This is a genomic window from Nostoc sp. FACHB-110 (assembly GCF_014697425.1).
Taxonomy (GTDB): Bacteria; Cyanobacteriota; Cyanobacteriia; order Cyanobacteriales; family Nostocaceae; genus Nostoc_B.
The window spans coordinates 24,357-47,638 of sequence record NZ_JACJRU010000014.1; the positions used below are offsets into that span (position 1 = coordinate 24,357).

At 39.8% G+C, this 23,282-nt stretch carries 22 protein-coding genes; 12 read left to right on the plus strand and 10 right to left on the minus strand.

What is annotated here, in order from left to right:
- Positions 1–144: 144 nt before the first annotated feature.
- The 3 genes from H6G69_RS15090 to H6G69_RS15100 form a co-directional block, all read right to left on the minus strand.
- Complete coding sequence (locus H6G69_RS15090; RefSeq protein ID WP_190688311.1) at positions 145–1,593, minus strand: deoxyribodipyrimidine photo-lyase, 8-HDF type; 1,449 nt, start codon at positions 1,591–1,593, stop codon at positions 145–147.
- A gap of 73 nt (positions 1,594–1,666) precedes the next feature.
- Positions 1,667–1,870, minus strand: coding sequence for a hypothetical protein (locus H6G69_RS15095; RefSeq protein WP_190688314.1), 204 nt, complete (start codon positions 1,868–1,870; stop codon positions 1,667–1,669).
- A 33-nt stretch (positions 1,871–1,903) separates the two neighbouring features.
- A complete protein-coding gene (locus H6G69_RS15100) occupies positions 1,904–2,872 on the minus strand; it encodes a glycosyltransferase family 2 protein (RefSeq protein ID WP_190688616.1) in 969 nt (322 codons plus the stop codon).
- 575 nt (positions 2,873–3,447) lie between these two features.
- Here H6G69_RS15100 and H6G69_RS15105 point away from each other — a divergent pair.
- Positions 3,448–5,616 (plus strand): PhoX family phosphatase, encoded by a 2,169-nt coding sequence (locus tag H6G69_RS15105; protein ID WP_190688317.1) that lies wholly within the window; start codon positions 3,448–3,450, stop codon positions 5,614–5,616.
- A 267-nt stretch (positions 5,617–5,883) separates the two neighbouring features.
- Here the strand turns inward: H6G69_RS15105 and H6G69_RS15110 are convergent, their stop codons facing one another.
- Positions 5,884–6,444 (minus strand): PEP-CTERM sorting domain-containing protein, encoded by a 561-nt coding sequence (locus H6G69_RS15110; RefSeq protein WP_190688319.1) that lies wholly within the window; start codon positions 6,442–6,444, stop codon positions 5,884–5,886.
- A gap of 646 nt (positions 6,445–7,090) precedes the next feature.
- Between H6G69_RS15110 and H6G69_RS15115 the strand changes: the two genes are divergently transcribed.
- The 9 genes from H6G69_RS15115 to H6G69_RS15155 all read left to right on the plus strand — a co-directional run bounded on the left by H6G69_RS15115 (position 7,091) and on the right by H6G69_RS15155 (position 14,872).
- Positions 7,091–8,800 carry an amidohydrolase family protein gene (locus tag H6G69_RS15115; protein WP_190688322.1) on the plus strand — a complete coding sequence of 570 codons (1,710 nt, stop codon included), beginning with the start codon at positions 7,091–7,093 and terminating at the stop codon, positions 8,798–8,800.
- Positions 8,801–8,861: 61 nt separating this feature from the next.
- Complete coding sequence (locus H6G69_RS15120) at positions 8,862–9,140, plus strand: hypothetical protein (RefSeq protein ID WP_190688325.1); 279 nt, start codon at positions 8,862–8,864, stop codon at positions 9,138–9,140.
- A complete protein-coding gene (locus tag H6G69_RS15125; protein WP_190688327.1) occupies positions 9,133–9,396 on the plus strand; it encodes a type II toxin-antitoxin system RelE/ParE family toxin in 264 nt (87 codons plus the stop codon). The genes H6G69_RS15120 and H6G69_RS15125 overlap by 8 nt, the downstream gene beginning before the upstream one ends.
- A 261-nt stretch (positions 9,397–9,657) precedes the next feature.
- On the plus strand, positions 9,658–10,350 hold the full coding sequence (locus H6G69_RS15130) for a pYEATS domain-containing protein (protein ID WP_190688329.1): 693 nt from the start codon (positions 9,658–9,660) through the stop codon (positions 10,348–10,350).
- A 269-nt stretch (positions 10,351–10,619) separates the two neighbouring features.
- The gene (locus tag H6G69_RS15135) at positions 10,620–11,039 is read left to right on the plus strand and encodes an Mpo1-like protein (protein ID WP_190688331.1); all 420 of its coding nucleotides are present in this window, start codon (positions 10,620–10,622) and stop codon (positions 11,037–11,039) included.
- On the plus strand, positions 11,026–12,033 hold the full coding sequence (locus tag H6G69_RS15140) for an aromatic ring-hydroxylating dioxygenase subunit alpha (protein ID WP_190688333.1): 1,008 nt from the start codon (positions 11,026–11,028) through the stop codon (positions 12,031–12,033). The genes H6G69_RS15135 and H6G69_RS15140 overlap by 14 nt, the downstream gene beginning before the upstream one ends.
- A gap of 145 nt (positions 12,034–12,178) precedes the next feature.
- The gene (locus tag H6G69_RS15145) at positions 12,179–12,919 is read left to right on the plus strand and encodes a hypothetical protein (protein ID WP_190688335.1); all 741 of its coding nucleotides are present in this window, start codon (positions 12,179–12,181) and stop codon (positions 12,917–12,919) included.
- 5 nt (positions 12,920–12,924) lie between these two features.
- Positions 12,925–13,971, plus strand: coding sequence for an aromatic ring-hydroxylating dioxygenase subunit alpha (locus H6G69_RS15150; protein ID WP_190688337.1), 1,047 nt, complete (start codon positions 12,925–12,927; stop codon positions 13,969–13,971).
- Positions 13,958–14,872, plus strand: coding sequence for a ferritin-like domain-containing protein (locus tag H6G69_RS15155; RefSeq protein ID WP_190688339.1), 915 nt, complete (start codon positions 13,958–13,960; stop codon positions 14,870–14,872). The genes H6G69_RS15150 and H6G69_RS15155 overlap by 14 nt, the downstream gene beginning before the upstream one ends.
- A gap of 299 nt (positions 14,873–15,171) precedes the next feature.
- Here the strand turns inward: H6G69_RS15155 and H6G69_RS15160 are convergent, their stop codons facing one another.
- From H6G69_RS15160 to H6G69_RS15175, 4 genes are all read right to left on the minus strand, one after another.
- Positions 15,172–15,747, minus strand: a complete 576-nt coding sequence (locus H6G69_RS15160; RefSeq protein WP_190688619.1) for a transposase — start codon at positions 15,745–15,747, stop codon at positions 15,172–15,174.
- A complete protein-coding gene (locus H6G69_RS15165; protein ID WP_190688341.1) occupies positions 15,744–16,133 on the minus strand; it encodes an IS630 transposase-related protein in 390 nt (129 codons plus the stop codon). Before H6G69_RS15165 ends, H6G69_RS15160 begins: the two co-directional genes overlap by 4 nt.
- 142 nt (positions 16,134–16,275) lie before the next feature.
- Entirely contained in the window at positions 16,276–17,340 is a 1,065-nt protein-coding gene (locus tag H6G69_RS15170; RefSeq protein WP_190688343.1) for an MAE_28990/MAE_18760 family HEPN-like nuclease, read from the minus strand.
- A 16-nt stretch (positions 17,341–17,356) separates the two neighbouring features.
- Entirely contained in the window at positions 17,357–18,553 is a 1,197-nt protein-coding gene (locus tag H6G69_RS15175) for a DUF262 domain-containing protein (RefSeq protein ID WP_190688344.1), read from the minus strand.
- Positions 18,554–18,708: 155 nt separating this feature from the next.
- On the opposite strand from H6G69_RS15175, the gene H6G69_RS15180 reads away from it, so the two are divergent.
- Positions 18,709–19,098, plus strand: coding sequence for an IS630 transposase-related protein (locus tag H6G69_RS15180; protein WP_190688346.1), 390 nt, complete (start codon positions 18,709–18,711; stop codon positions 19,096–19,098).
- A gap of 19 nt (positions 19,099–19,117) precedes the next feature.
- A complete protein-coding gene (locus H6G69_RS15185; RefSeq protein ID WP_190688348.1) occupies positions 19,118–19,654 on the plus strand; it encodes a transposase in 537 nt (178 codons plus the stop codon).
- A 140-nt stretch (positions 19,655–19,794) separates the two neighbouring features.
- Here the strand turns inward: H6G69_RS15185 and H6G69_RS15190 are convergent, their stop codons facing one another.
- Both H6G69_RS15190 and rimI read right to left on the minus strand, forming a co-directional pair.
- On the minus strand, positions 19,795–22,266 hold the full coding sequence (locus tag H6G69_RS15190; RefSeq protein WP_190688350.1) for an ATP-dependent Clp protease ATP-binding subunit: 2,472 nt from the start codon (positions 22,264–22,266) through the stop codon (positions 19,795–19,797).
- A gap of 414 nt (positions 22,267–22,680) precedes the next feature.
- Positions 22,681–23,235, minus strand: a complete 555-nt coding sequence (gene rimI / locus H6G69_RS15195; protein WP_190688621.1) for a ribosomal protein S18-alanine N-acetyltransferase — start codon at positions 23,233–23,235, stop codon at positions 22,681–22,683.
- Positions 23,236–23,282 lie beyond the last annotated feature (47 nt).

Consider the following 23,282-nt stretch of genomic DNA (forward strand, 5'->3'; position numbering starts at 1 on the left):
AGCTCAGTGACCACCTGCGCGGGTTCCAAACCCTTGATATTGCGTTAGTCCGCGTGGTGCGCCAAGCGCAGCGCAAGCGCGATAGGCGGACTTCGTTTGTATAGCCGCGAATTCTATTCGCTGGGGCTAGGTGCAAGATGTGAATTAAGGTGTTTCTAGGGTGATATTTTTTTGCTCTTGATAACGCTGTTTAAACTGTTGTTGCTGTTTTTTATGATCCACAATAGGTTCAGGATAGCCGACAGCACGACGTTCTAAAGGTGTGATTTTACCAGTTACTAAATATTCAGTATCCATAGAGCGTAATTCTGGCAACCATTGGCGGATGTATTCACCATCAGGATCGAATTTTTGGGCTTGGCTGGCTGGGTTAAAAATTCGCACAGGTTTGGGATCCATCCCACTCGAAGCACTCCATTGCCAACCGCCATTATTTGCCGATAAATCTCCGTCGATGAGTTTTTGCATAAAGTATTTTTCGCCCAACTGCGGACTGATGAGCAAGTCTTTAGTTAGGAAACTGGCAACAATCATCCGACAACGGTTGTGCATCCAGCCGCTTTCATTTAATTGGCGCATGGCTGCATCTACAATGGGGTAGCCTGTTCTGCCTTCGCACCATGCTTGAAAATGTTCGTCGTTCGTTTCCCAAGGAAAGTTTTTGAAGACTTGACGATAAGCACCCTCAGCTAACTTGGGAAAGTTATACATAGCGTGTTGATAAAATTCTCGCCATGCTAGTTCTTGTTGCCAAGTGCGGATACTAGTTGTAGCTTCTTCACTGCGGCTATTTTCTTGTGCCTCAACTGTGGCTTGCCAGACGGTGCGAATGCCTATTGTGCCAAATTTTAAAGCTGCACTTAATTGTGATGTGCCATCAGTGGCGGGGAAGTTGCGCTGTTGTTGATATTCAGTGATGGCTTTATCAGTAAATTCTGCTAATTTTTCTTGGGCAGGGGTTTCTCCTGGTTGAATTACTAAGCCACCATCCCAAATAAAGCCTAAATCTTTAGCACTGGGTAAGGTAATTGCACCTATGTTGTTGGCAATTTCTTGTTCTGTTGGTGTTAAACCTTCTGCTGCTGCCAAGTTTTCAACTGGTTTGGCTTTGGGTTTGCTACTCCAATTTTTCCAAAAGGGAGTGTAAACGGTGTAAGGCGAATTGTTACCTGTGCGAATTTCCGTAGGTGAATGCAGAATTTGATCCCAATTTTCGCTGAGAAATTCAATACCTTTTTCTTTCAGGGCATCTATTATAGTGCGATCGCGGCTTTGAGAATAGGGTTCTACATCCCAATTCCAAAACACGGCTTTAGCATTTAAAGCTGCTGCTAACTGTGGAATTGCTTGTTTGGGATCGCCATGCAGAATTAATAGTTGACTGCCGACTTGGGCATATCGCTCTTGCAATGCCTGTAAACAGCCAATCATATATGTTACTCTTACGGGAGCCACATCATCACGTTCGAGAAGATTGCGATCGAGGCAAAATACACCCACCACTTTCGGACTTTGCCTTCTTGCCGCCGCTAACCCGGTGTTGTCAGAAATACGTAAATCACGGCGATGCCAAAACAGAATTAACTCAGACATTCCATACCTTATAGTGCGCTTGTACTATGCTAAATCCTATTCATGCCAATTCTCTATAGGAACCCGAATTGATTTATGAAACAGCACGAGGGCGACTGAAGTCACGGCTACACAGACAAAACCCGCCTGCGCGGGTTCCAAACCCTTGATATTGAGTTAGTCCGCGTGGTGCGCCAAGCGCAGCGCAAGCGCGATAGGCGGACGCGCGTTTGTATAGCCGAGCCAGTGCGTTGGGCGGGCAATGCCCGACTTGAAGCATCTGGCGTGCGAATTCCATTCGCTGGGGCTAGGTGCAAGATGTGAATTAATCTTATGCAGTCTTACGCATTTGAGCATAAGCTTCGTAAACACCTTTGACGTTGTACCAATTAAGAAAAATCCTTGCTACTTCTAAAGCTAATTGGGGTTTGCCTAATTTAATTAACCAATGTAAAAAGGGAGCCATTGTGCGTTCATTGAGTAACCCATTCAACGAAAGAATGCCCCACAGTAAACGATGTAGCCATGTCATTTGAATCATCATCCGCACTTCCCAAGTGGGATGCTTTTGATAAAACAAAACCCCCATTCGACCACGTTGAATTTCTTTATCTATTAAGTTAGGAATTTGCTCTAGGTTAAATGGGGGATGCCAATGATAGCCTACTGCTGCGGGACATTTAATTAGTTTTAAGCCTAGATTTTTCAGCCTGACTCCTAATTCTAAGTCTTCCCAACCGTAGAGTTGAAAGCCTGTATCAAATAATCCAGCTTTTTCTAACCAATGTTTAGGTATAGCTACGTTACCTGTGGCAAAAAACGCAGCAGAGAAATCTGTAATTTTATAAGGTTCCTCAGTGGGATTATTGAAGTTACAAGTATTAATTACTGCACCGTAGGTAAAAAAGCGATCGCTCCCTAAAGTTTCTTTACCTTGCACTAAAGCATCAGCATGAGCTTGCAAAAAGTTTTTCAGTACCACCAAATCGCTATCGATAAAAATAATTGTCTCTCCCAGTGCCTTTTCCACGCCTAAATTCCGCGCCGCCGCCGGGCCTGCATGGTCTTGCTGAAACCAGCGCACATGAGGAAATTCTCTTTGATTTGCCAAGAGCCAATCTAATGTACCGTCAGTCGAACCATCATCTACTAAGACAATCTCATAACCACTTACTGTACTTAATGCATTCAATTCCTGCTGTTCCAAGGCTTGCAGGCACTTTTGTAAAATTGGCAGACGATTATAAGTTGGTATAACAACGCTGAAAAACACAGTCTCACCCACAACAGTATTACCCATCTCCAGCATAGGACAGTGCTGTACTGAAGACTGTTCCTTACTGAATAAGTATATAGGGAACTGATGCTAGAAGAATGTACTTCATAGGGATGAAACCACATGAATAACATGGGATACATATAGGAATCATATTTGATTTTTGAACAAAATCCGTACCCCCAAAATCACTCTTTCATACTGCCCACTCCCAAGCTATGCAGATAATTTCAATAATCAAACCGGATTCCCATATTTGATTTGGGAAAAAATGGTATTTCTTACTCCCTGCTCCTACAAAACATTTAAAAATCAAATAGGTTTCTTGTATTAATAAATTATATTTAATCATTACATAACCTTTTATTAATTATTCTTTTTTAGATTTATTACGCACTAAGCAATCTATATGAGTAAAAGTAGTGCAAGCCAAATTGGCTTGTAGTTTGCCGTGGGTTACTGGTGGTTGAAAATGACAATCAATTCAGAACATCTAAACAAAATTACGTGAATCTGTAGAGCTTTTATTTACTAAATTGCTCCTGTCATTAACAAATGAATAGCCAAGCAACTTATACAATTTCAATGGAGTAAATAGGATGAAAGGTTCTCTTCACCCCAAGAATAATGTCACACTTAACCCATCCGGCAACGAGTCAATTCGTGACGTAATTAACCGCGTCAGCATGAGCCGTCGGCGGTTTATTGTAACTGCTGCGAGTGCATCGGCTCTTACTGTGGTAGGCGAGGTTTCTATTGGGGGATTTCTTCGCAGTGTCGAGGCAGCACCAATTCCTGTTAAACCTGGCTTCGGTGGCATTGGCTTCAAGAGTATTCCCCCCAATCTTAATAACCCAGTTACCGGACTCTTGGAAAAGGATCTTGTCAGTGTTCCTAAAGGTTACAAAGCCGAAGTTTTAGTTGCTTGGGGCGACCCCATTATGCCTGGCGCACCAGACTGGCTAGTAGATGCTTCGCAAGATGCTGCAGCACAGGAAAAGCAGTACGGGATGCATAACGATGGGATGCATTACTTCTCCCTACCACCAGAACGTGTAATTGGTCGGTCAGTCAGTTCATTAGCCAGGTCGTTGAGAAATATTTTAGGTCTGCCTGTAAATCGCGGCTTACTTTGCGTTAACCACGAATATACTCAAGAAGAAATCCTTCATCCTGATGGTTTAATCAGCTTAGTCACTATCGAGAAGGTACGGAAGTCTCAAGCGGCTCATGGTGTATCGGTTGTAGAGATATTCAAAACTGGTAATAAATGGCGTGTGAATCACAATTCGCGTTACGGTCGTCGCATTACCGCCAATACTGAAGTTCGGGTTTCGGGGCCTGCGGCTGGCAGTCCACTTTTAAAATCCAAGAAGTTCTCAATTACACCGAAAGCTTCAATTGATACCGGAAATGTGAATGACGGCTACACTGCATACGGTACACTCAATAACTGTGCTAATGGTTACACCCCTTGGGGTACTTATTTAACCTGTGAAGAAAACTGGAACGGTTATTTTAATAATTCGACGGGGGATGTAGTTTCAATTCCTAGTATCGATAAGTCTGATGTTCTCAACGGACAGAAACGTTACGGAATCCCAACATCAGGGTCTAGCTATCGCTGGACGGAGGTCGATCCGCGCTTTGATGCTGGCACAAATCCCTTGGAACCTCATTTGTTTGGCTGGGTAGTTGAAATTGATCCTTACAATCCTCAGAGCAAACCAGTCAAGCGTACCGCTCTAGGTCGCTTCAAACATGAAAGCGCGCAGTATGTTGTTGATGATAATAACCGAGTTGCTTTCTATATGGGTGATGATGAACGCAACGAGTATATATATAAGTTCGTTTGCGCCCAACCTTTCAACCCCAAATATCGTGATGCTAATCGTGATTTACTTGATAATGGGGTTCTATACGTCGCCAAATTCAAGGATGACGGCACAGGTGAGTGGATTCCTTTAATTTATGGTCAACACAGTCTGACACCAGAAACCGGTTTTAAAAGCCAAGCTGAGGTGCTTGTGAATACACGACAAGCCGCAGATCGAGTTGGTGCAACTATGATGGATAGGCCAGAATGGACGGCTGTGCGTCCTCGCATCGGAGGCTTTAAAGAGATTGAAGTCTACTGTACGTTGACGAACAATAATCGTCGTGGCACAACCCCAGCATCTTCTAACAGCCTAGATGGTACAACAGGTGCAGGTAGCGCGCGTCCGCCTGTGGATGCTGCTAACCCTCGTCCTGATAACCGCTACGGTCACATCATTCGTTGGCGCGAAGTTGGTCGGACTGTTACAGCGACCAAATTCACTTGGGATATTTTTGTTGAATGTGGTGACAAACTTGACCCAGATCCAAATCATGTAGGAAATATCAACGGCGATGATTTTGGTGCGCCAGATGGCTTACAGTTTGATGACTTCGGTCGCCTTTGGATACAAACTGACCAAGCGGGTGATGGTCTGGGTGATTGGAAAAATATCGGGGGTAATACGATGATGTGTGCTGACCCCAATACTAGACAAATTCGCCGCTTTTTAACGAGTCCGACAAACTGCGAGGTGACTGGTATAACTTTCACTCCTGATGGCAAAACAATGTTTATCAACATCCAACACCCAGGAGAAGATGCACCAGCGACAAATCCCACGCAATTTAGCAATTGGCCCTATAGTCAAGGTTATGGCCCGTCTGGTCGGCCACGTTCTTCAACAGTGGTGATTACACGCGATGATGGTGGTGTGATTGGTGGACTGTAATTTATAAGTACTTGGACAAAAATATTTACAGTCATTGCGAGCGAAGCGAAGCAATCCCAGCCCTTGCGATTGCTTCATTCCGCTTCGCTCCATTCGCAATGACTTTGTGTAATTATTCTGTCTGACTACTTAGCAGGTTACAGATTATGGGTTACAGGGTATAGAGATAATCTAGAGAGACGTTGCATTGCAACGTCTCTACATTTTTTAATAATAAAAAAGACAGGTACAATTACCTGCCTGAAATAAATTATGTAAAAAATGTTTTTAACTTGCTAGTTTTGATAGTTTTTTCTTCCGTTGCAGCCATAAACCTAGCGTCCCAGCGATTGCTGTACCACCAAGGCTTAATGGTTCAGGTACTTTGGTATAACTAACTGTACCTACCTCTAAGACTGAGGATGCCCCATCAACTAATTCAAAAGTATAAAATTTATTTCCCCCTAGGCCGGGATTATCAATATCACCCCCAATAAAAAACTTGTCTTGGACTAAATAGCTTAGTCCTAAAAGGTTGCCATTATTAAAGCTGAGTACAGGAAAGGTGTCGTAATCATCATCATCTACTTCTGTATAGTTATTACCTAAGTAGTTAAATGCGACTTTTAATCCATTTTCAACTCCGATATCTTCTAGCCCTACATTAGTTAAGCTCGAATTATCGAAGGTAAAGGAACCAAAATATTGACCAGGATTGTCACCTGATAAAGCATTGGCAGTGAATTTATATGTAAGTATGGCTGCTTGTGCTGGTTTAACACTAAGAGTAGCCATCGAAATAGCAGCAACGATACCAGCCGCAAAACCTAAGTTTTTAGCTAATGTCATCAGAGAATACTCCAAAGCTAATAAGTAAATAATCACACTAATTTACTGATTAACTGTTTAAGTAATTATAAAGGGTTAATGAATATATAATGAATAACTCAGTAATCACACGTTTATCTTCAAATCTGGTCTATTTTTTCCTGAAAAAGTATTACAGACAATATGTAAACTTTCGTATATTTATGTGTGATATCACTGGTACAATATGCTAAGGAATTGACAGTAAATTTACTAAATAAAACATTGCGATCGCTGTTAACAAACCGCTAAAAATCGAAATAATTTTTTAGTTACTATCAATGGTCAGTCTAACTCTGTTGAGTAGGTGCTTATATCTATTATTTAATGATTAATTTTGCTTAAATTTGAATGACTTGGGCAGCTATACAAAAGTTAATTAATTGGCACTAAATTCTGAAAAATATCAAGCCGTAGGAGTATTTTGTTCTTGATAAAAATTATTACTGCTATTGATCAAGGTAGGAAATAGGCAGCAGTAAAGAAGATAAGGGACAGGGGAAGCAAGAGTTTGATGCTGGTTTGGGTTAATTGTACCGACTTAGTTAGTAGAGCGATCGCAGTGAATAAATTGCCTATAATGTCCCTAAATTCAGATCCAATCACAACCGAGGGGTAATCAAGAATCATGCTAGATTTGCTGATTCAAAATGGGTTAATTTTCGATGGTTTGGGATCTGCACCTATTCGGGGGGATATTGGGATTCAAGATGGGCAGATTGTGGCAATTGCGCCATCGTTGACTTTAGCAGCTAACGAAGTGGTTGATGCTTCAAGATTGTGGGTTACGCCTGGATTTATTGATATTCACACTCACTACGATTTAGAGTTGGAAATCGCACCAGGACTAAGTGAGTCGGTGCGTCATGGCGTGACTAGCGTTGTGATTGGTAACTGTAGTTTATCAATTGCGATCGCCGAACCCCAAGTGCTGGCAGATATTTTTCAAAGAGTCGAGACACTTTCTCACCGCTTGATTGCCAAATGGCTGAAAAAGTCGTTGTCTTGGCAGACACCAGCAGAGTATTTACAACATTTGCAACAGTTACCCCTGGGGCCGAATGTTGCGCCTATGTTTGGACATAGTGCCTTACGCGCTTATGTGATGGGGTTGGAACGTAGTTTAAAAGTTCAGCCCAGCAAATTTGAGTTAAAACTTATGCAGCGAATTACTGCGGATGCTTTAGACGCAGGATTTATTGGCGTTTCTATTGATATGTTTCCTTGGCATCGGATGAGTGGCGAATGGCAAGGTTATACAATTCCCTCGCAACACGCTAAGTTTAAAGAATATGCGATGTTGGCACAGTTGTGTAGAAAGTGCGATCGCGTTTTTCAAGTCACTCCTAATTTACACAAGTTGACTTCCTTTATAGATATTCTGCGGATGGGTTCAGGGATTGGCAAACCACTGCGGCTAACTGTTCTCTCAGCTTTAGATGCTGTACACAATCGCCAACTCTGGCGGATATTTTCCCCAATTTTATTCATCTGGAATCGGATATTAAATGGTAATGTGCGCTTTCAAACTTTAACGGAACCCTTCACAATTTATTCAGATGGCCCTGTTACACCTTTATTTGAAGAATTTTCCACAGGCGCACAACTTAATGGTCACAAATCACGCCAAGAACGCCAGCAACTTTGGGAATCAGCAAGTTTTCGCCGCCAGTTTCGCCAAGAATGGCTGAATAAGCGGCGTAAATCGTTCCATCGGCGACTAGATTTGATGGAAGTTGTAGAATGTCCTGAAATTAGTTGGCAAGGGTTAAACTTTGCGGAAATTGCCCGCCAACAGCAACAAGAACCAGTGGATTTTTTTATTCAAGCATTGCAGACTTATGATACAGATTTGCGTTGGGTAGCCACAGGCGCAAATGATCGCTTAAAACCGCGTTTGGCAATGATGCAGCACCCCTATATTTTCCCAGGTTTTACTGATGCTGGCGCTCATGTGCGTAATCTGGGCTACTATGATGGGGCATTGTCTTTGCTCAAACAAGCAGTGCAAACGAAGTTCTTGTCACCGGAAGCCGCAATTTCTCGCGTTACGGGTGAACCAGCCCAATGGTTTCGGCTAGATACCGGAGTGCTGAAAGTTGGCGCGAAAGCAGATATCGTTTTGCTCAATCCCAATGGTTTAAATCAGCCCATCAGCCCGCAAGTAGAAATATCAGATCCCGTGTTGGATGGTGAACCGCGAATGGTGAAGCGGGGTTCAGATGAGATTGTAGAAGCAGTTTATATTAATGGAGTGAGAGTTGTTGATCAGGGTAAAGTGAGCGATATCTTGGGACGTGAAAAGTTGGGAACGGTTTTGTCTCAGGCAAGTAAATAAACATTTACCTATGATTGATTGCCTTACAATAAACATTAAAATTAGAAGTTGCAAAGCAGGGATGAATACTACAGATAACTCCCCAATAGAAGATAAGTCGCCAGCAGATTTGGTATCTGTGACCCAGTTGCAAAACCAGGTTAATGAATTACTGAAGCAACTATCCCCAGAGCGATTACAGGTACTTGTTGATTTTGCGGCTTACTTAGCAAATGCTGAAAGCGAAGCTGCAACTAGAGAACTTTTGGCGATTCCTGGATTGTTAGAGCGAATTAAGCACTCATCAGCAACTCCTAAAACCGATTACACAAACTGGAGAACTCTTCGCTCTGATGTATGAAGTTCTTCTGCACCCCGATGCTCAAGAAGTTTATATTAATGCTGACAAAGTCCTAGCGAAGAAAATTGCCAGATGTTTGCAGCAGCTAGAACAAACTCCCCAGTTTCACCCCAACATCAAAGCCCTCAAGGGAGATTATGCGGGGTACTATCGCTACCGAATCGGTGACTACAGGGTGATTTACTCAATAGACGATGACTTGATGCAGGTATTTATTATAGCGATCGCCCATCGCAGTGATGCGTATGAGCCGTGAAGATGAGTTGCTGAGAACTGTACTAACAACTGTAACAAGTGAGCGATCGCTTGGGACGTGAAAAATTGGGAAAGGTTTTGTCTCCATTTCAGGAAGAAGTTTAATTGATGCAGCGATCACTTAAATCCTAAGACAAGCAATTAATATTTTTCTACAATTGATTGCCTTAGTAAAACTTCCGCTTAAACTATTGGTGAAGTTACAGCTTTAGGGTTATTAGTACGATACTAACAAGACTAAAGTATCTTTACTTAAAAAATTATGAAAAACTATCAAGATTTCTATATTGCTCAATCGCCTCAATCTTCACCTCCCCCTAGTGCTGTAACAAGAGAAAGGTTTGATTCTGGATGGGTTCCTCTTTTCCAAACCCTAGCCTGGATTATCTTTTGGTCTATTCTGATTCGTTTTATCTACCGTAACTTCAATTTGCAATTGGGTGAATTACTTAGTGCATTTGTAAATAGAGTTCAACAAGGTTCTCCTATTGAGGCAGGTACATTTTTTAAGCTAGGTGCGCCTTCCGCAGTTGCTAACCAACAAGTAAACAGTGCAACAGCAGAGGGGACAGAAGGAATTAGTATTTCTGAGAATCAAAGTGAAAAAGTTTTGAACTACCAGCAACACTCAACAGGTATTGCGGAAGAAGTCTATTTACTTCATATGTCTGAAGTAATTACTCCTAGAACAGAAAATAAACGAGGAAGTTATCGAGTTAGAGTATGGTTAGAAGCGTATACTGAGATTGATTTTAATGAATGTGAACAAGTTGTTTATCGTCTACATGAAAGCTGGAAGCACCAGGTTATTGCTACAGAAGCCAAGAAAGATCAGTTTGAATTGTGGTTAAATCTTTGGGGTGAATTTACAATCATTGCGTATGTTAAACGTAAAAATAAAGAGCCTTTGTGGTTAACTCGATATATTGATCTTCCAGGTCGTCCACCCGACTAAATAAATTCTAAAATCTGCAAGTTTCGGTATAATAATTTGCTGTATTTTAATTATTAATATATCTATATAAATCCGATTTTATTTGGGAAAAAACTCAGTATATGTAGTAGGTTTTAGGCTTAAGCCGTAACGCATTACACGCTTTGCAGTAGATGTGTTACGCTGCCACTAACACATCCTACTACGTGTATTTCAAAAATCAAATATGAGTTCTATATCCATAAATACCGAAGTCTTATTCTTGACCAGCATTTTTTTCAGATCCTCTTATGAATAACCTAAATTATGATGTCCAACTAAAGTCAAGAAATCGGATTAATAATCAAATTCTAGAACATCCTTTTACAGATTATTGGGATATTTTTGTTCTTAAACATCAGAATCCTGTTAATATTGGTCTACATATTTTAGGAATATTCTTTTTTTACGGCTTGCTGTTTTATACTTGGAAGTTGCAAAATTTTTGGTTACTCTTGGGATTACCATTAACTCAGTTAATTGGCTTAACCGGACATATTTTATTTGAGCGTAGCCATATAGATTTACAAGATGCGATATTTTCTTGGCGAGCTTCTTCTTGTTTAGGTAGAATGCTATTTAGAGTTATCATCTGTAAATATCAAGAAGATATTCGCTATAGAAAAGATATATTATCTAATTATCAAATAAATAAGAATGCAAATATTTAATAACTGGAATATTATTGCTAAAGGTTGGTATATAGCCTGCCCTAGTAATGAATTACCTATAAAAAAAGCCCAATCAGTAGAAATTTGTGGTCAAAAAATTACTATATTTCGTGGTGAAGATGGGCAAGTACGGGCTTTAGATGCTTACTGTCCACATTTGGGTACAGATTTAGGAATTGGCCATGTTGACGGTAATTGGTTGCGTTGTGCATTTCATCATTGGGCATTTGATGAAACTGGAATTTGTCAAAATATTCCCTGTCAAACAGACATCCCTGCTAAAGCAAAAGTACAAGCTTATGCAACAGCAGAAAAGTATGGTTTTATTTGGGTGTATCCTGATGCGGTAGCACCAGAAGGTGTGGCTGATTTTGATGAGTTAAAAGGGGAAGAAATTGTTGCACAAGCTGATAAAGCATTTGAAAGAAGTTGCCATCATCATATTTGTATGATGAATGGAATTGATGCTCAACATTTAAAAACAATTCATCATTTAGATATCAAAATGGATTTATCCCTACATCATAATGAGTTCGGTACACAAATTGACTTTACGATGCGAGGTAAATTTCCGCAAACAACTTTTAGAGAACGCTTAGGTCAAAAATTTCTCGGTTCAACTTATGAATATTCGATGCGCTATGCTGATGGCTGCATTGGCTTGTTAACAATGATGAAAAATGTGCGACTTTTTCCTCCATTACACATGATATATGCTTATACTCCAATTGGTTCTGGAAGAACGCGCATTCAACCAATTTATGTAACCCAAAAACGCGAAGGTATAATAGGTAATTTTATTAGTCAGTTTTTGCTCTTATGTACTCGCTTGGCTTACTATATGCTCAGAGATGAAGACGGCAAGATTTACGATAATATTCGCTTTAATCCAAAGTTGCTATTAAGTATTGATGAGCCTTTAGTTCATTATATGACGTATGTTAACCAGCTAGAAGCATCTCAATGGTCAAAGAATTTTAGATTAACACGTTAGATAAATGAAGAGCTTAAAATATTAATAATAAGTAGTGTAAACAACCATTCGGGAATCTGTCACATTACTCAGTAATTCTACCATTTTGCTCGTTAGAGTGTTAACTTGAGACTTCCTCCAAACGAGTATAGGCATATTCTGAATAATGAAAAGTTGGCTGGTTCCTGTTCAAAAGCTGCAACCAAGCGATCGCATCGCTATGTATACACTATTAAATAACCATTTTAAAGGTGTCACCTGGGATGTATTTCAAGCTGATTTAGAGTGCAAAAACTGGGCATTATTACTCAGAGATGAAATTACCAATACTCTCAAAGGTTTTTCAACTCTGATGTTACGCCAAACAACCTTTGCTGGAGAGCAAATTAATGTAGTCTATTCTGGCGATACAATTGTCGATCCGAGTGCTTGGTCAAGTACAACACTACCGCGTAGTTGGATTGGCGCAGTTAATTTTTTGCGTGAATATTATGCCGAAAATAAATTATATTGGCTGCTAATTTGTTCTGGTTTTCGCACCTATCGTTTTCTCCCTACCTTTTGGCAAGAATTTTATCCCCGTTACGATGCAGCCACGCCTGTTGAGATAGCGAATCTTATGGGAAGTTTGGCAAAAGAATACTATGGTGATTCTTATCAAGAAGCAACTGGTATTGTGCGCTTTCAACAACCCCAAATACTTCGAGAAGGGTTAATTGAAATCCCAACAGGACGGCAAACTAATCCCCATATCAAGTTTTTCGAGGAAAGAAATCCTGGTTATCGGCTAGGTGATGAATTAGTTTGTTTAACCGAAATTAGTTATGACAATTTGACTCGCGCTGGTCAAAGAATGTGGCAGTCAGAATCGTTGTTAAAATTTGACCAAGATTCGCTTTTAATTTAACTTTTATGCACTCTACCAGCCTACATGCAAACTTTAACAATCCGACACAATTTATAGAAGGATGGTACTGGGCTTTGCCATCTCAAGAATTAAAAGTTGGGAAGGTGAAAGCTGTCACACTATTAGGAAGAAACCTGGCAATTTATCGAGGTGTGAGTGGCCAAGTAGTCACGGTGGATGCTTATTGTCCTCACATGGGCGCACATTTGGCAGAGGGTAAGGTAGAGGGTGATGGTATTCGCTGCTTTTTTCATAACTGGAAATATGACCAGCGCGGAATTTGTATAGATGTTCCTTCCCAAGGAAAGCCTTTACCTGTGTGCATCAAGACTTGGCAGACAGCAGAAAAATACGGCATGATTTGGGTTTGGGTGGGAGAAGAAAGCCCTAGTTCATTACCCTTCGCCCCGGAACTGGAAGAGGTAGACTGCGATTATATGTTGGGGACTCGGTTTGTAAAAAACTGCCATCCCAATGTATTGCTAATTAATGCCATTGACGCTCATCATTTCAACACAGTACATAATCTGCCTTTAGAGATTGTATTTGATTGCCAAGATTTGAATGCAAATGCGATCGCATTCAGCAACACAACTAGAGGCGGCGATGATTCTGGGTTAATCCGTCTAATTCGCCCTCTTTATCGCAATGAAGTTACCTATAGTATGTGCTATTGGTATGGCAGTACGGGAACTGTCACACTAGGGCCAGACTTCCTCCACTTCTACATCATGTTTGCGTTGCGAATGACCGAAGATGGCAAAACCGAAGGACAAACTATTCTAATAACTCGCAAACGTCCTGGGTGTTGGGGATGGGGTATTAATCGTGCTTTGCTTTGGTTAACACAACAGGTTGGTAATTACTTCGCTAAAGGCGATACGCAAGTATTTCAAACAATTCAGTTTGATTTGAAGACTCCCACGAAAGCAGACCAATCTATTTTGCAATTTATCCAGCACGTTAATCGTCAGAAAGCTTTAACTTGGAAAACTTGGGAAGCAGTTGATTCCTCTATTTCACCTGCATTATTTGAACATGAAAAACATTGATTTACCATATAAAATTGCTGGAATCGACTTACCACATCTAAATCCTGATGACAGATTGCAGCGCATACTTAAAGCAGCATTACCAAATAAAAGTGATAAATCTTCACAACAATTAGATTATTGGGATGCTGAATTTTTTAATCTGCATAAAGTCAAAATTTTTCAACAAGCAAGTTTAGCAGAACAATCTGCCATACTTAGAATTAACAATCGCAGCTTATTAGAAGAATCTTATTTCATTGAAAAAGCAGGCGTTGGCTATATGGCAAAAATGGTATTGTTAGCAGAAACAGTTGAAGAGCGAATGCTTTATGGGTTGTTTACTGCGGATGAAGCTACCCATCTCAGTCAAATTATTAATTTTTTACCAGAACTTGAATCAACTAATAGTAACGACCCATTTTTGCATTTATTAGCAGAAGTAGTTGAAAGTGCAGACAAAACAGTATTGTTATTTGTGCTTCAGGTTGTATTAGAAGGATGGGGTTTAAGTCATTATCGCCGTTTGGCAAAAGGATGTAATTATCCAATTTTGTCAGAAATTTTCTCTGGTTTTTTAGATGCAGAATCGCGTCATCATGGTACAGGAACTACATTATTTAACCAAATTTTAGTTTCATCAGAGAGTCAAGTAATCATCTTGGATGTGTTGACACAGTTTTTATTTATGGTGCAAATGGGGCCGCAAAGTATTGTAGCAGCAATTGAAAGAGTAAAAGGAGATTTGACGCGATCGCAAAAAATCAACATCCTAGAAGAATTAGATACACAAACCCACAGTGGAACTAGATTACAAATATTGCGATCGCTTATGAGGGTAACATCTGCGGGTGCGATAATTCAAGCATTAGATGAACGAGGAGCTTTTGAACCACTTCCTGCTTATAAATGTGTGTTTTGATTACGCACAAAGCAGCCATAATCAAGAATTGTTTCAACCTTATTACACTGGACTTAGAAGACGGGTAGCGATCGCATTTTGTTCTTCTGCTGGTAATTTTTCAATTTCTGCAATAGCAAGCTGTAGTAATTCAGTCATGTTTGAGGTTTTTGAATAGCTTTTTACAATTGATGATATCAAGTATTTGATTGTGTTAGCTTAGCTTACCGTAGGTATCGCCTCTAGTGCTGCATAACTCATCGCTCCAGTTAGCATAATTCATTAGCTAACAAGCTACCTTCAATTGGTTCATATTTTATCTACAGCATATTTGAGGTTGATGAGGTACAGTAGCAGCAATTAGTAAACCAATTTTTTAGATGCTTTGGATCAACTAGTTTCAGTGCAATTTTAATTAAACCATCAACGACAGATGCACTCTTGGGAGAAAATTGTTTCAGAAAAGCTTTTAATTGTGACCACCAATGTTCAATTGGATTGAATTCAGGAGAATAAGGAGATAGATAAAGAACACTTGCTCCCACACTTTCAATCAAAGGCTTAATCTCGTCGACTTTATGTGCTGGTAGATTATCCATGACAACGACTGCACCAACCCATAATTGCGGAAGTAAAAGATGTTCTACAAAAACTTTATAAGCATTTCCGTCCATTGAGCCATTTAAAGTCATGACAGCTAAAACTTTTTTTAAGCTGATTCCTCCAATTACACTTATTTTTGCTCCTCGGTAATATGGTTTAAAATCATACGCTCTAGTGCCGCGCTCGCTGCGAGCATGAGTCCTAGTTAAGCCAAGTAAAACACCCATTTCATCTATAAATACAAGGTCTTCTGGGTCTACTTGCTTGACTTTATCCCAATACTCTATTCTCAGTTTTTGGACTCTTTCTGTTTTCCCTTGGCTGCACTTTCACTTTTTTTTCGCGTTAATTTTTGTTTTTGCAATGCACAACACATCACACTTGCACACACCCAAACATTGTATTTTTCCCCAAAATATTCGCAATATTCTCCTAAAGTTGCATCTGGGTAAATTTGAGTCATTGTGGCTAATTCGCTACCGAACTCATCTAGCCTACCCTTCATAGCTCCACCTTGCTTTTTGGGTTCTAGATGTCCTTGCACTCTCTGAAGCTTGATGAGCTTTTGCACATAGCTTTTTGCTACACCAAATTGCACAGCAACCTTTCTGATGGAAGTGCCACCCTTTTCGTAAGTATTTACTATTTTTTCTCGTAAATCGATTGAGTATGCTTTCATTTTCAGTTTTGATGCACCAATAATCAATGTACCTCATTTACCTCGAAAGTGCTGTATTAGGTTGTCTTTAGTGAGCAAAATAAAATTTTCAATTAACAGTATAAGTAGTTATTATGACATATTGCTTATTTAAGTAATTTAATTATAGCTTTACTACGTAAAATGTTTGATTTTCTTTTAATTTGAAATTTACACTTATAGCTATCTTTTTTCTTTCTGAAACCGCAATTTCTGTATATGGTTGTTTATCTAATTGAATTGTTTGAATAGGTATTTTATAAAATCTTTTTTCTTTAGTTTCAACAATTAACATATCTCCAATTCTTATCTTATATTTTTCAATTTCAAATGCCAATATTCTACTATTTAAAACTTGAATTACATTCTCTATTTTCTGAAATTTATATATTGCTTCTTGTTTGATAATTTGTTCAACTAATATTTCAAAAATAGCTTGACAATACTTTTCCAAAAATTGAATATATGGTTCTAGCTCAGATGTGCTTAATATCGCATCTACTTCTTCTGAACCGTGAGCAATTTGATTTCTCCTTTCAACCAAGTCATTTATTTTATTATATAAAATATCTTTGTCTATTCTAGAAATAGTATTTTGCTTTAAGCCAATTTCATTGTTCAGTTCTTCATTTTTTAATAATTCATTGTTTAAATCTAAGTTAAACTTATTGAATAGCTCTACGATTTTATTATGTTTTAAATTGCCGGATAAAAGAATAAATGCTTCTGTATTAATCTGATATTTATTAGTATTTACTATACACCCATTCAATTTCTTTAAAACTTCCTCTTTTGTAAGATGCTGATATTTAGCACTTTCCCTACTTGTAATAATATTGATCAATTTTAAGGAAAGTTCAAAATGATTATCTCTAATCTTTTCATCTAGTAGGCTATATTCAGGTACTAAGCTAGATAGAGATTGAAGATATTCTTTAATCCATATTTCTACATATTTTTCTAACAGTCCATAAATTGAAATAATAGTAGCTTTGTATTCAAATATCCTTTTATCTGTTCTAAAACCTCTGTAGTGTTCATTCAGTGTATTTAGTAATTGTTTAAGCTGCTCGTTATCAGTTTCTAAAACAGTAGAAGTAGCTACATCATTGACATATTGAATATGTTTTAAATATTCTTTAATTTGATTAACTTCTCTTTTGAAGCTTTCCAATGATTCTATATTCATAAAGTTCTGCAAAGTTTCATTTAATATAGCCTTGTAGAAAGTTATGAATATACTCAATCCGTGCTTCTACATCTTTTCTACCAATGTATCTAGCATCAAAAAGTGGCCTATTATCTTTTTCTTTAATATATAGTGATTCTCTTCTTAAAAACAAGTTCTGCTTGATAGCAGTTTTGTTCTTGATGAAGATTTTCTTGTAACTTACATTATTAGCGAATGCCTGCATCATCGAATCATAAATAATTTTTGCAGGTAATGTATATCTACGTTTTTCATTTTCTGGTAAGAAAAAAGCTGAATCTGTAAATATAGAATAAATCAAATCAATAGTTTCATTAAAAAGATTTTCGAGGTTAGTTATTGTTTCATCAGGATAATTATTTGCTTGTTTTAAATATTCATCTAAAAATTTCTCTACAGGAGATTTTAAATTATATATATGCCGGTAAGCAAAAAAGCGTAAAACTAATTCTACATCTTCCATTTTTTTATATGCTTCACTTTTAAGTAATTCTTCTTCTCTCTCACTTTCTAAAGGTAATTGCCACATTTTACGAAAATAATCATTTTGAGCTAATCTGATACACACTTGATTGAATTTTCCGTTGTATAAAGCATTCCTTATTTCTTGTGGAGTTAGTTTTTCTCCTCCACTATTTAATCTTTCAAAAACAATTTGTTTGAGATTTTCAGCTTCTTCTTTGCTTTTAGCTGTTTCCTGTAATAAAATGATGGACGATAAATATCTCCTATCTATACCTTTTCTGATTTGCTCTGGCAAATTTTGATAATTTCTTCCATTCAGTTCTTGCCAATACTGTAATCCTTCTAAATTAAATTTTCCTGTATAAAAATCATAAATAGCAGTTAATCTTTGCTGTCCATCCATTACTTCGTAAATAGAATAATCTATTTCATAAAGAAAGATAGGCGGAATTGGCACATTCATAACAAACGATTCTATTAAACGTGATTTTCTAACCTTATCCCATCTTTTTCTTCGCTGATATTCAGGGTCTAAAATATATTTATTAGTCTGAAGCATCGTCGGTATACTATCAAGTGGGTAACGAGCTTGTTCCGTTACAATTCTAATTTCTCCCTTTTTATACTTTTCATTAATTTCATCATCTGACAGAGAGACTATAGAAATATTTAGCTTATCTTGAAAAGTAAAAGTTTCACCTGAAATGAGATTACTATTTGTACTCATACCAACTCCAATTTGATAGTTACTACTATTATTTCAAGCTTTACCACTCTATAATTCTCAATTCCTCTATCGACGAGAATATCATATCCGTTCCCAATTACAGCACTTTGCGTAACAGTTAGGTACAATATTTGAGAAGATAAGTTAAAAATAAGATGAAACCATACTCGATAGATTTAAGAGAGAAAATAATTAGTGTTTACGAAGCAGGAAATACATCAATGAGGAAAGTAGCAGCAAGATTTAAGGTAAGTAAAAATACAGTGCAAGAACTGGTAAAGCGAAAACGGGAAGAAGGAACGTTACAGCCAAAACCAGCAAAGGGGGGAAAACCAAGCCAACTATCTGGTTATGAACACCAGATAGAGGAAATGGTGGCGGAATATCCAGATTATACCCTAGCCGAATATTGTGAGTATTGGGAAGAAAAGACAGGAGTCAGACTGAGTGAGAGTGCAATGTGCAGATTCCTTCAAAAACAACAACTGACGGTTAAAAAAAACACTCAGGAGCAGCCAAGGTCAGAGAGAAACGACGCAAAATAAACGCTTAGAGTACTGGGAAATGATCCGGGATGTATTTGTCGATGATTTGGTATTCCTGGATGAAATGGGAATATTGCTAGGGCTGATGAGGGGAGTGGGCAGAAGTAAAAAAGGAAGCAGGGTGTATGATGTCAAGCCATTTTATCGGGGAAGTCGGGTAACTGTCGTCGGAGCAATCAGCCACAAGTCCATCCTGGCAATGAAGACATTGGGCAAATCTATGACAGGTGATGACTTCAAACTATTTATTCAAGAAGAACTCTTGCCTCAATTATGGCCAGGCGCAGTAGTGGTGATGGATAATTTGAGGGCACACAAAATCAAAGGCATCAAGGAGATGATAGAATCCGTCGGTGCCAGAGTCGTTTACTTATCACCTTATTCCCCAGAATTTAATCCCATCGAACATTTATGGTGGCAACTCAAGGCATTTATCAGAAAGTTTTCTCCACACAGTAAATTTGCCGTTGAACAACTCTTATCTATTGGAGTACTTTTATGCTCCAGTCAGCAACTGCAAAACTATTTTTCTCACTGCTGCTACTGTACCAGTTAGTCGCGCAAAGTGCTGTATATATTTCATGGTTTACCATCATTCCGTCCTTTCAAAAGGTGTAATAAAAACAAAAAACGGTAGAGAAATTCATCTTCTACCGTTTTCTAATTTTTATTTGAGAATAAAATCCCAAACTTTAATTATGACTCAATTCCTTGAGGTAACAACTCCCGGCGCTGTTGAGCGCTAACTTGCACATTGCCGTTTTCATCAACATCAACTAAGGCGACATCGCCATCTTTGATGCGACCAGAGAGAATTTCTTCGGCAAGGCTATCTTCTAGCAAGCGCATAATTGCCCGACGTAACGGTCTTGCACCGTAGCTGGGGCTGTAACCTTCTTGGATAAGGCGGTCTTTGAAGCGTTCGGTGACTTCTAAGGTGATACCTTTTTCTGTCAGGCGACCAAACACTTCTTTGAGCATGATGTCGGCGATTTGGGTGACTTCTTCGCGGTTGAGTTGACGGAAGACGATGATTTCATCCAAACGGTTGAGGAATTCTGGACGGAAGTACTGTTTGAGTTCTTCGTTAACCAGAGTTTTAATGCGGTTATACTGCGATTCACCAGCATCTTCATTAAATTCAAAGCCGATGGTGGAAGCGCCTTTTTCAATTACCTTGGAACCGATGTTGGATGTCAAAATCAGCAAGGTGTTCTTGAAGTCAACGGTGCGACCTTTAGCATCGGTTAACCGACCGTCTTCTAAAATTTGCAGCAGCATATTGAAGACATCGGGGTGGGCTTTTTCGATTTCGTCGAACAGCACCACGGTATAAGGACGACGGCGTACAGCTTCGGTTAATTGACCGCCTTCGTTATAACCAACGTAACCTGGAGGCGAACCAATGAGTTTGCTGACGGTGTGGCGTTCCATATATTCCGACATATCCAGGCGGATCATTGCTTCTTCAGAACCGAAGAAGTAGGAAGCCAAGGATTTTGCCAACTCAGTTTTACCTACCCCAGTCGGCCCGGAGAAGATAAAGCTGGCGATGGGTCGGTTGGGGTTTTTCAAACCGACACGCGCCCGACGGATTGCCCGTGAAACTGCTTTCACTGCGTCTTCTTGTCCGATGAGGCGCTGATGCAAGGTGTCTTCCATGTGCAGCAGCTTTTCGGATTCAGACTCGGTGAGCTTGTTTACTGGTACACCTGTCCAGGAAGCGACGATGTGAGCAATGTCTTCTTCGGTAACAACGGGTTCTACACCGTCACCACTTGCACCGTTGGTTTTGCTTTGAGCGATCGCGCGAATTTCGGCTTTGATTTCCATTTCCCGATCGCGCAGTTCCCCGGCTCTATCAAAGTCTTGGGAACGCACGGCATCATCTTTTTCTTTTAAGATTTGGCGCAGTTCTTTATCTAACTCTTTGGCTGCGGGGGGCAGTTGGGAGTTGATTAACCGCACGCGCGAACCTGCTTCATCAATCAAGTCGATGGCTTTATCTGGCAAGTAGCGATCGCTGATATAACGGTCAGACAATTTCGCTGCTGCAATTAAAGCTTCATCAGAAATTTTCAACTTGTGATGTTGCTCGTAGCGATCGCGTAGTCCATGCAATATTTCTATAGTTTCATCAACTGACGGCTCACCTACCATGACTGGCTGGAAGCGGCGTTCTAAGGCTGCATCGCGCTCGATGTGTTTGCGGTATTCGTCGAGGGTGGTAGCACCGATACACTGCAATTCACCTCTTGCCAAAGCTGGTTTGAGGATATTTGCTGCGTCGATCGCACCTTCGGCTGCACCTGCACCAATCAGGGTGTGTACCTCGTCAATTACGAGAATCACGTTCCCCGCCTGACGAATTTCATCCATGATTTTCTTCAGGCGTTCTTCAAATTCACCCCGGTATTTGGTTCCTGCTACCAGCAAACCGATGTCTAGCGTGACTACGCGCTTGTCTTCCAGGATGTCGGGGACATCTTTGTTGGCAATGCGGCTCGCCAAACCTTCAGCGATCGCGGTTTTACCAACCCCTGGTTCACCAATCAGCACTGGGTTATTTTTTGTCCGGCGACCCAAGATTTGAATTACGCGTTCAATTTCTTTCGCGCGTCCTACGACTGGATCAAGTTTATTGTCCGTCGCCATCTGGGTTAGGTTCGAGCCGAATTCATCCAAGGTAGGAGTCTTAGTGCGTCCCGATTGCCCGGTCGCCGAAACCTCTGCTGTTTCTCCCAGCATTCGGATGACTTGGGTTCTTACCTTAGATAGATCCACCCCAAGGTTTTCTAGCACCCTGGCTGCTACACCTTCCCCTTCCCGGATCAGGCCCAACAGCAGATGCTCGGTGCCAATGTAGTTATGCCCTAATTGGCGCGCTTCTTCTAGGGATAGTTCCAGAACCCGCTTTGCCCGTGGTGTAAACGGAATTTCCACGGCCACAAAGCCTGAACCCCGGCCTATGATTTTTTCTACTTCAATACGGGCATCTTTGAGATTGACACCCATTGATTTCAGCACCTTGGCCGCAACTCCTGTGCCTTCCCCGATTAGACCCAAGAGGATCTGCTCGGTTCCCACAAAGTTGTGACCTAAACGGCGGGCCTCTTCTTGGGCCAGCATGATTACCTTAATGGCTTTTTCTGTGAAGCGTTCAAACATGGCATTTTTCCCATCACCTGCGTCGTGCCGGTACGCTGATTTTAGCACAGGCTAAGGTTTTGGGTGTCTGTATCAGAGATAATAGACCTACCAGAGAGACTACTCAATTTGAGCAGTTGAGTTGTGAATTATTGATGCGGTTTTCTCAGGCTACTGTGTGGAGGAGCTTTAATTTGCGAGCTTTTGAGCCTAGACTTTTAATATTTAGTTTGCTGGGATTGTAAATTTATTTTGCCAGTCACAAATACTACTTATTAGCACATCAAATCTTTTTTAGTCAAGCTTTTTACAACTTTATTTTTTATTTTAAACAAAAAATAAATTTTGATTAAATATTTTAATATGTGAAAACCTTTCACAGTTGATGTTTTCTCGGTTGTCAATGGTGATTAGTTAATGGTCAATATTCCACTATTACAAGTTATGCTTGAGCTGCCAAGAAAATTTGCTTAATTGCTGGCTAATAATGCTTTCCCAGTTGTCTATGGTTTTTTGAAACTGGGGGTACTGTAACTCGGAGAGCCAAAGAATCAAAGCATCTTCACCGTTATCTTTGTAATAACCCCGCCTGCGTCCCGCAGTTTTAAAGCCAAATTTCTGATATAAGGATATAGCGGCAACGTTAGAAGCTCTAACTTCGAGGGTGGCACGTTCTAAACCGCGATCGCACGCTGTCTTCAAAAGAGCGTACAATAACGCTTGTCCCAAACCTTGACGGTGATATTGGGGATGAATCGCCAAAATTGTAATGTGGGCTTCGTCTACAATCGACCAAAAGCAGCCCATACCCAAAAGTTTAATGTTGGTTAATGGCGAAAATAACCCAATTAACTCACTGTTAGGACTGTCCAACTCTCGTTGGTAGCCTTCCATTGTCCAAAGTCCGCCAAAACAAGCTCGATCTAGTTCTAGTATCAGGCTCAGGTCATCTGTTGTGAGCGATCGCAATTTTAAGTCTGATGAAATCACATCTATCAAAGTGCTGAGTTGAAAGTGCTGAGTGCTGAGTTAAAACT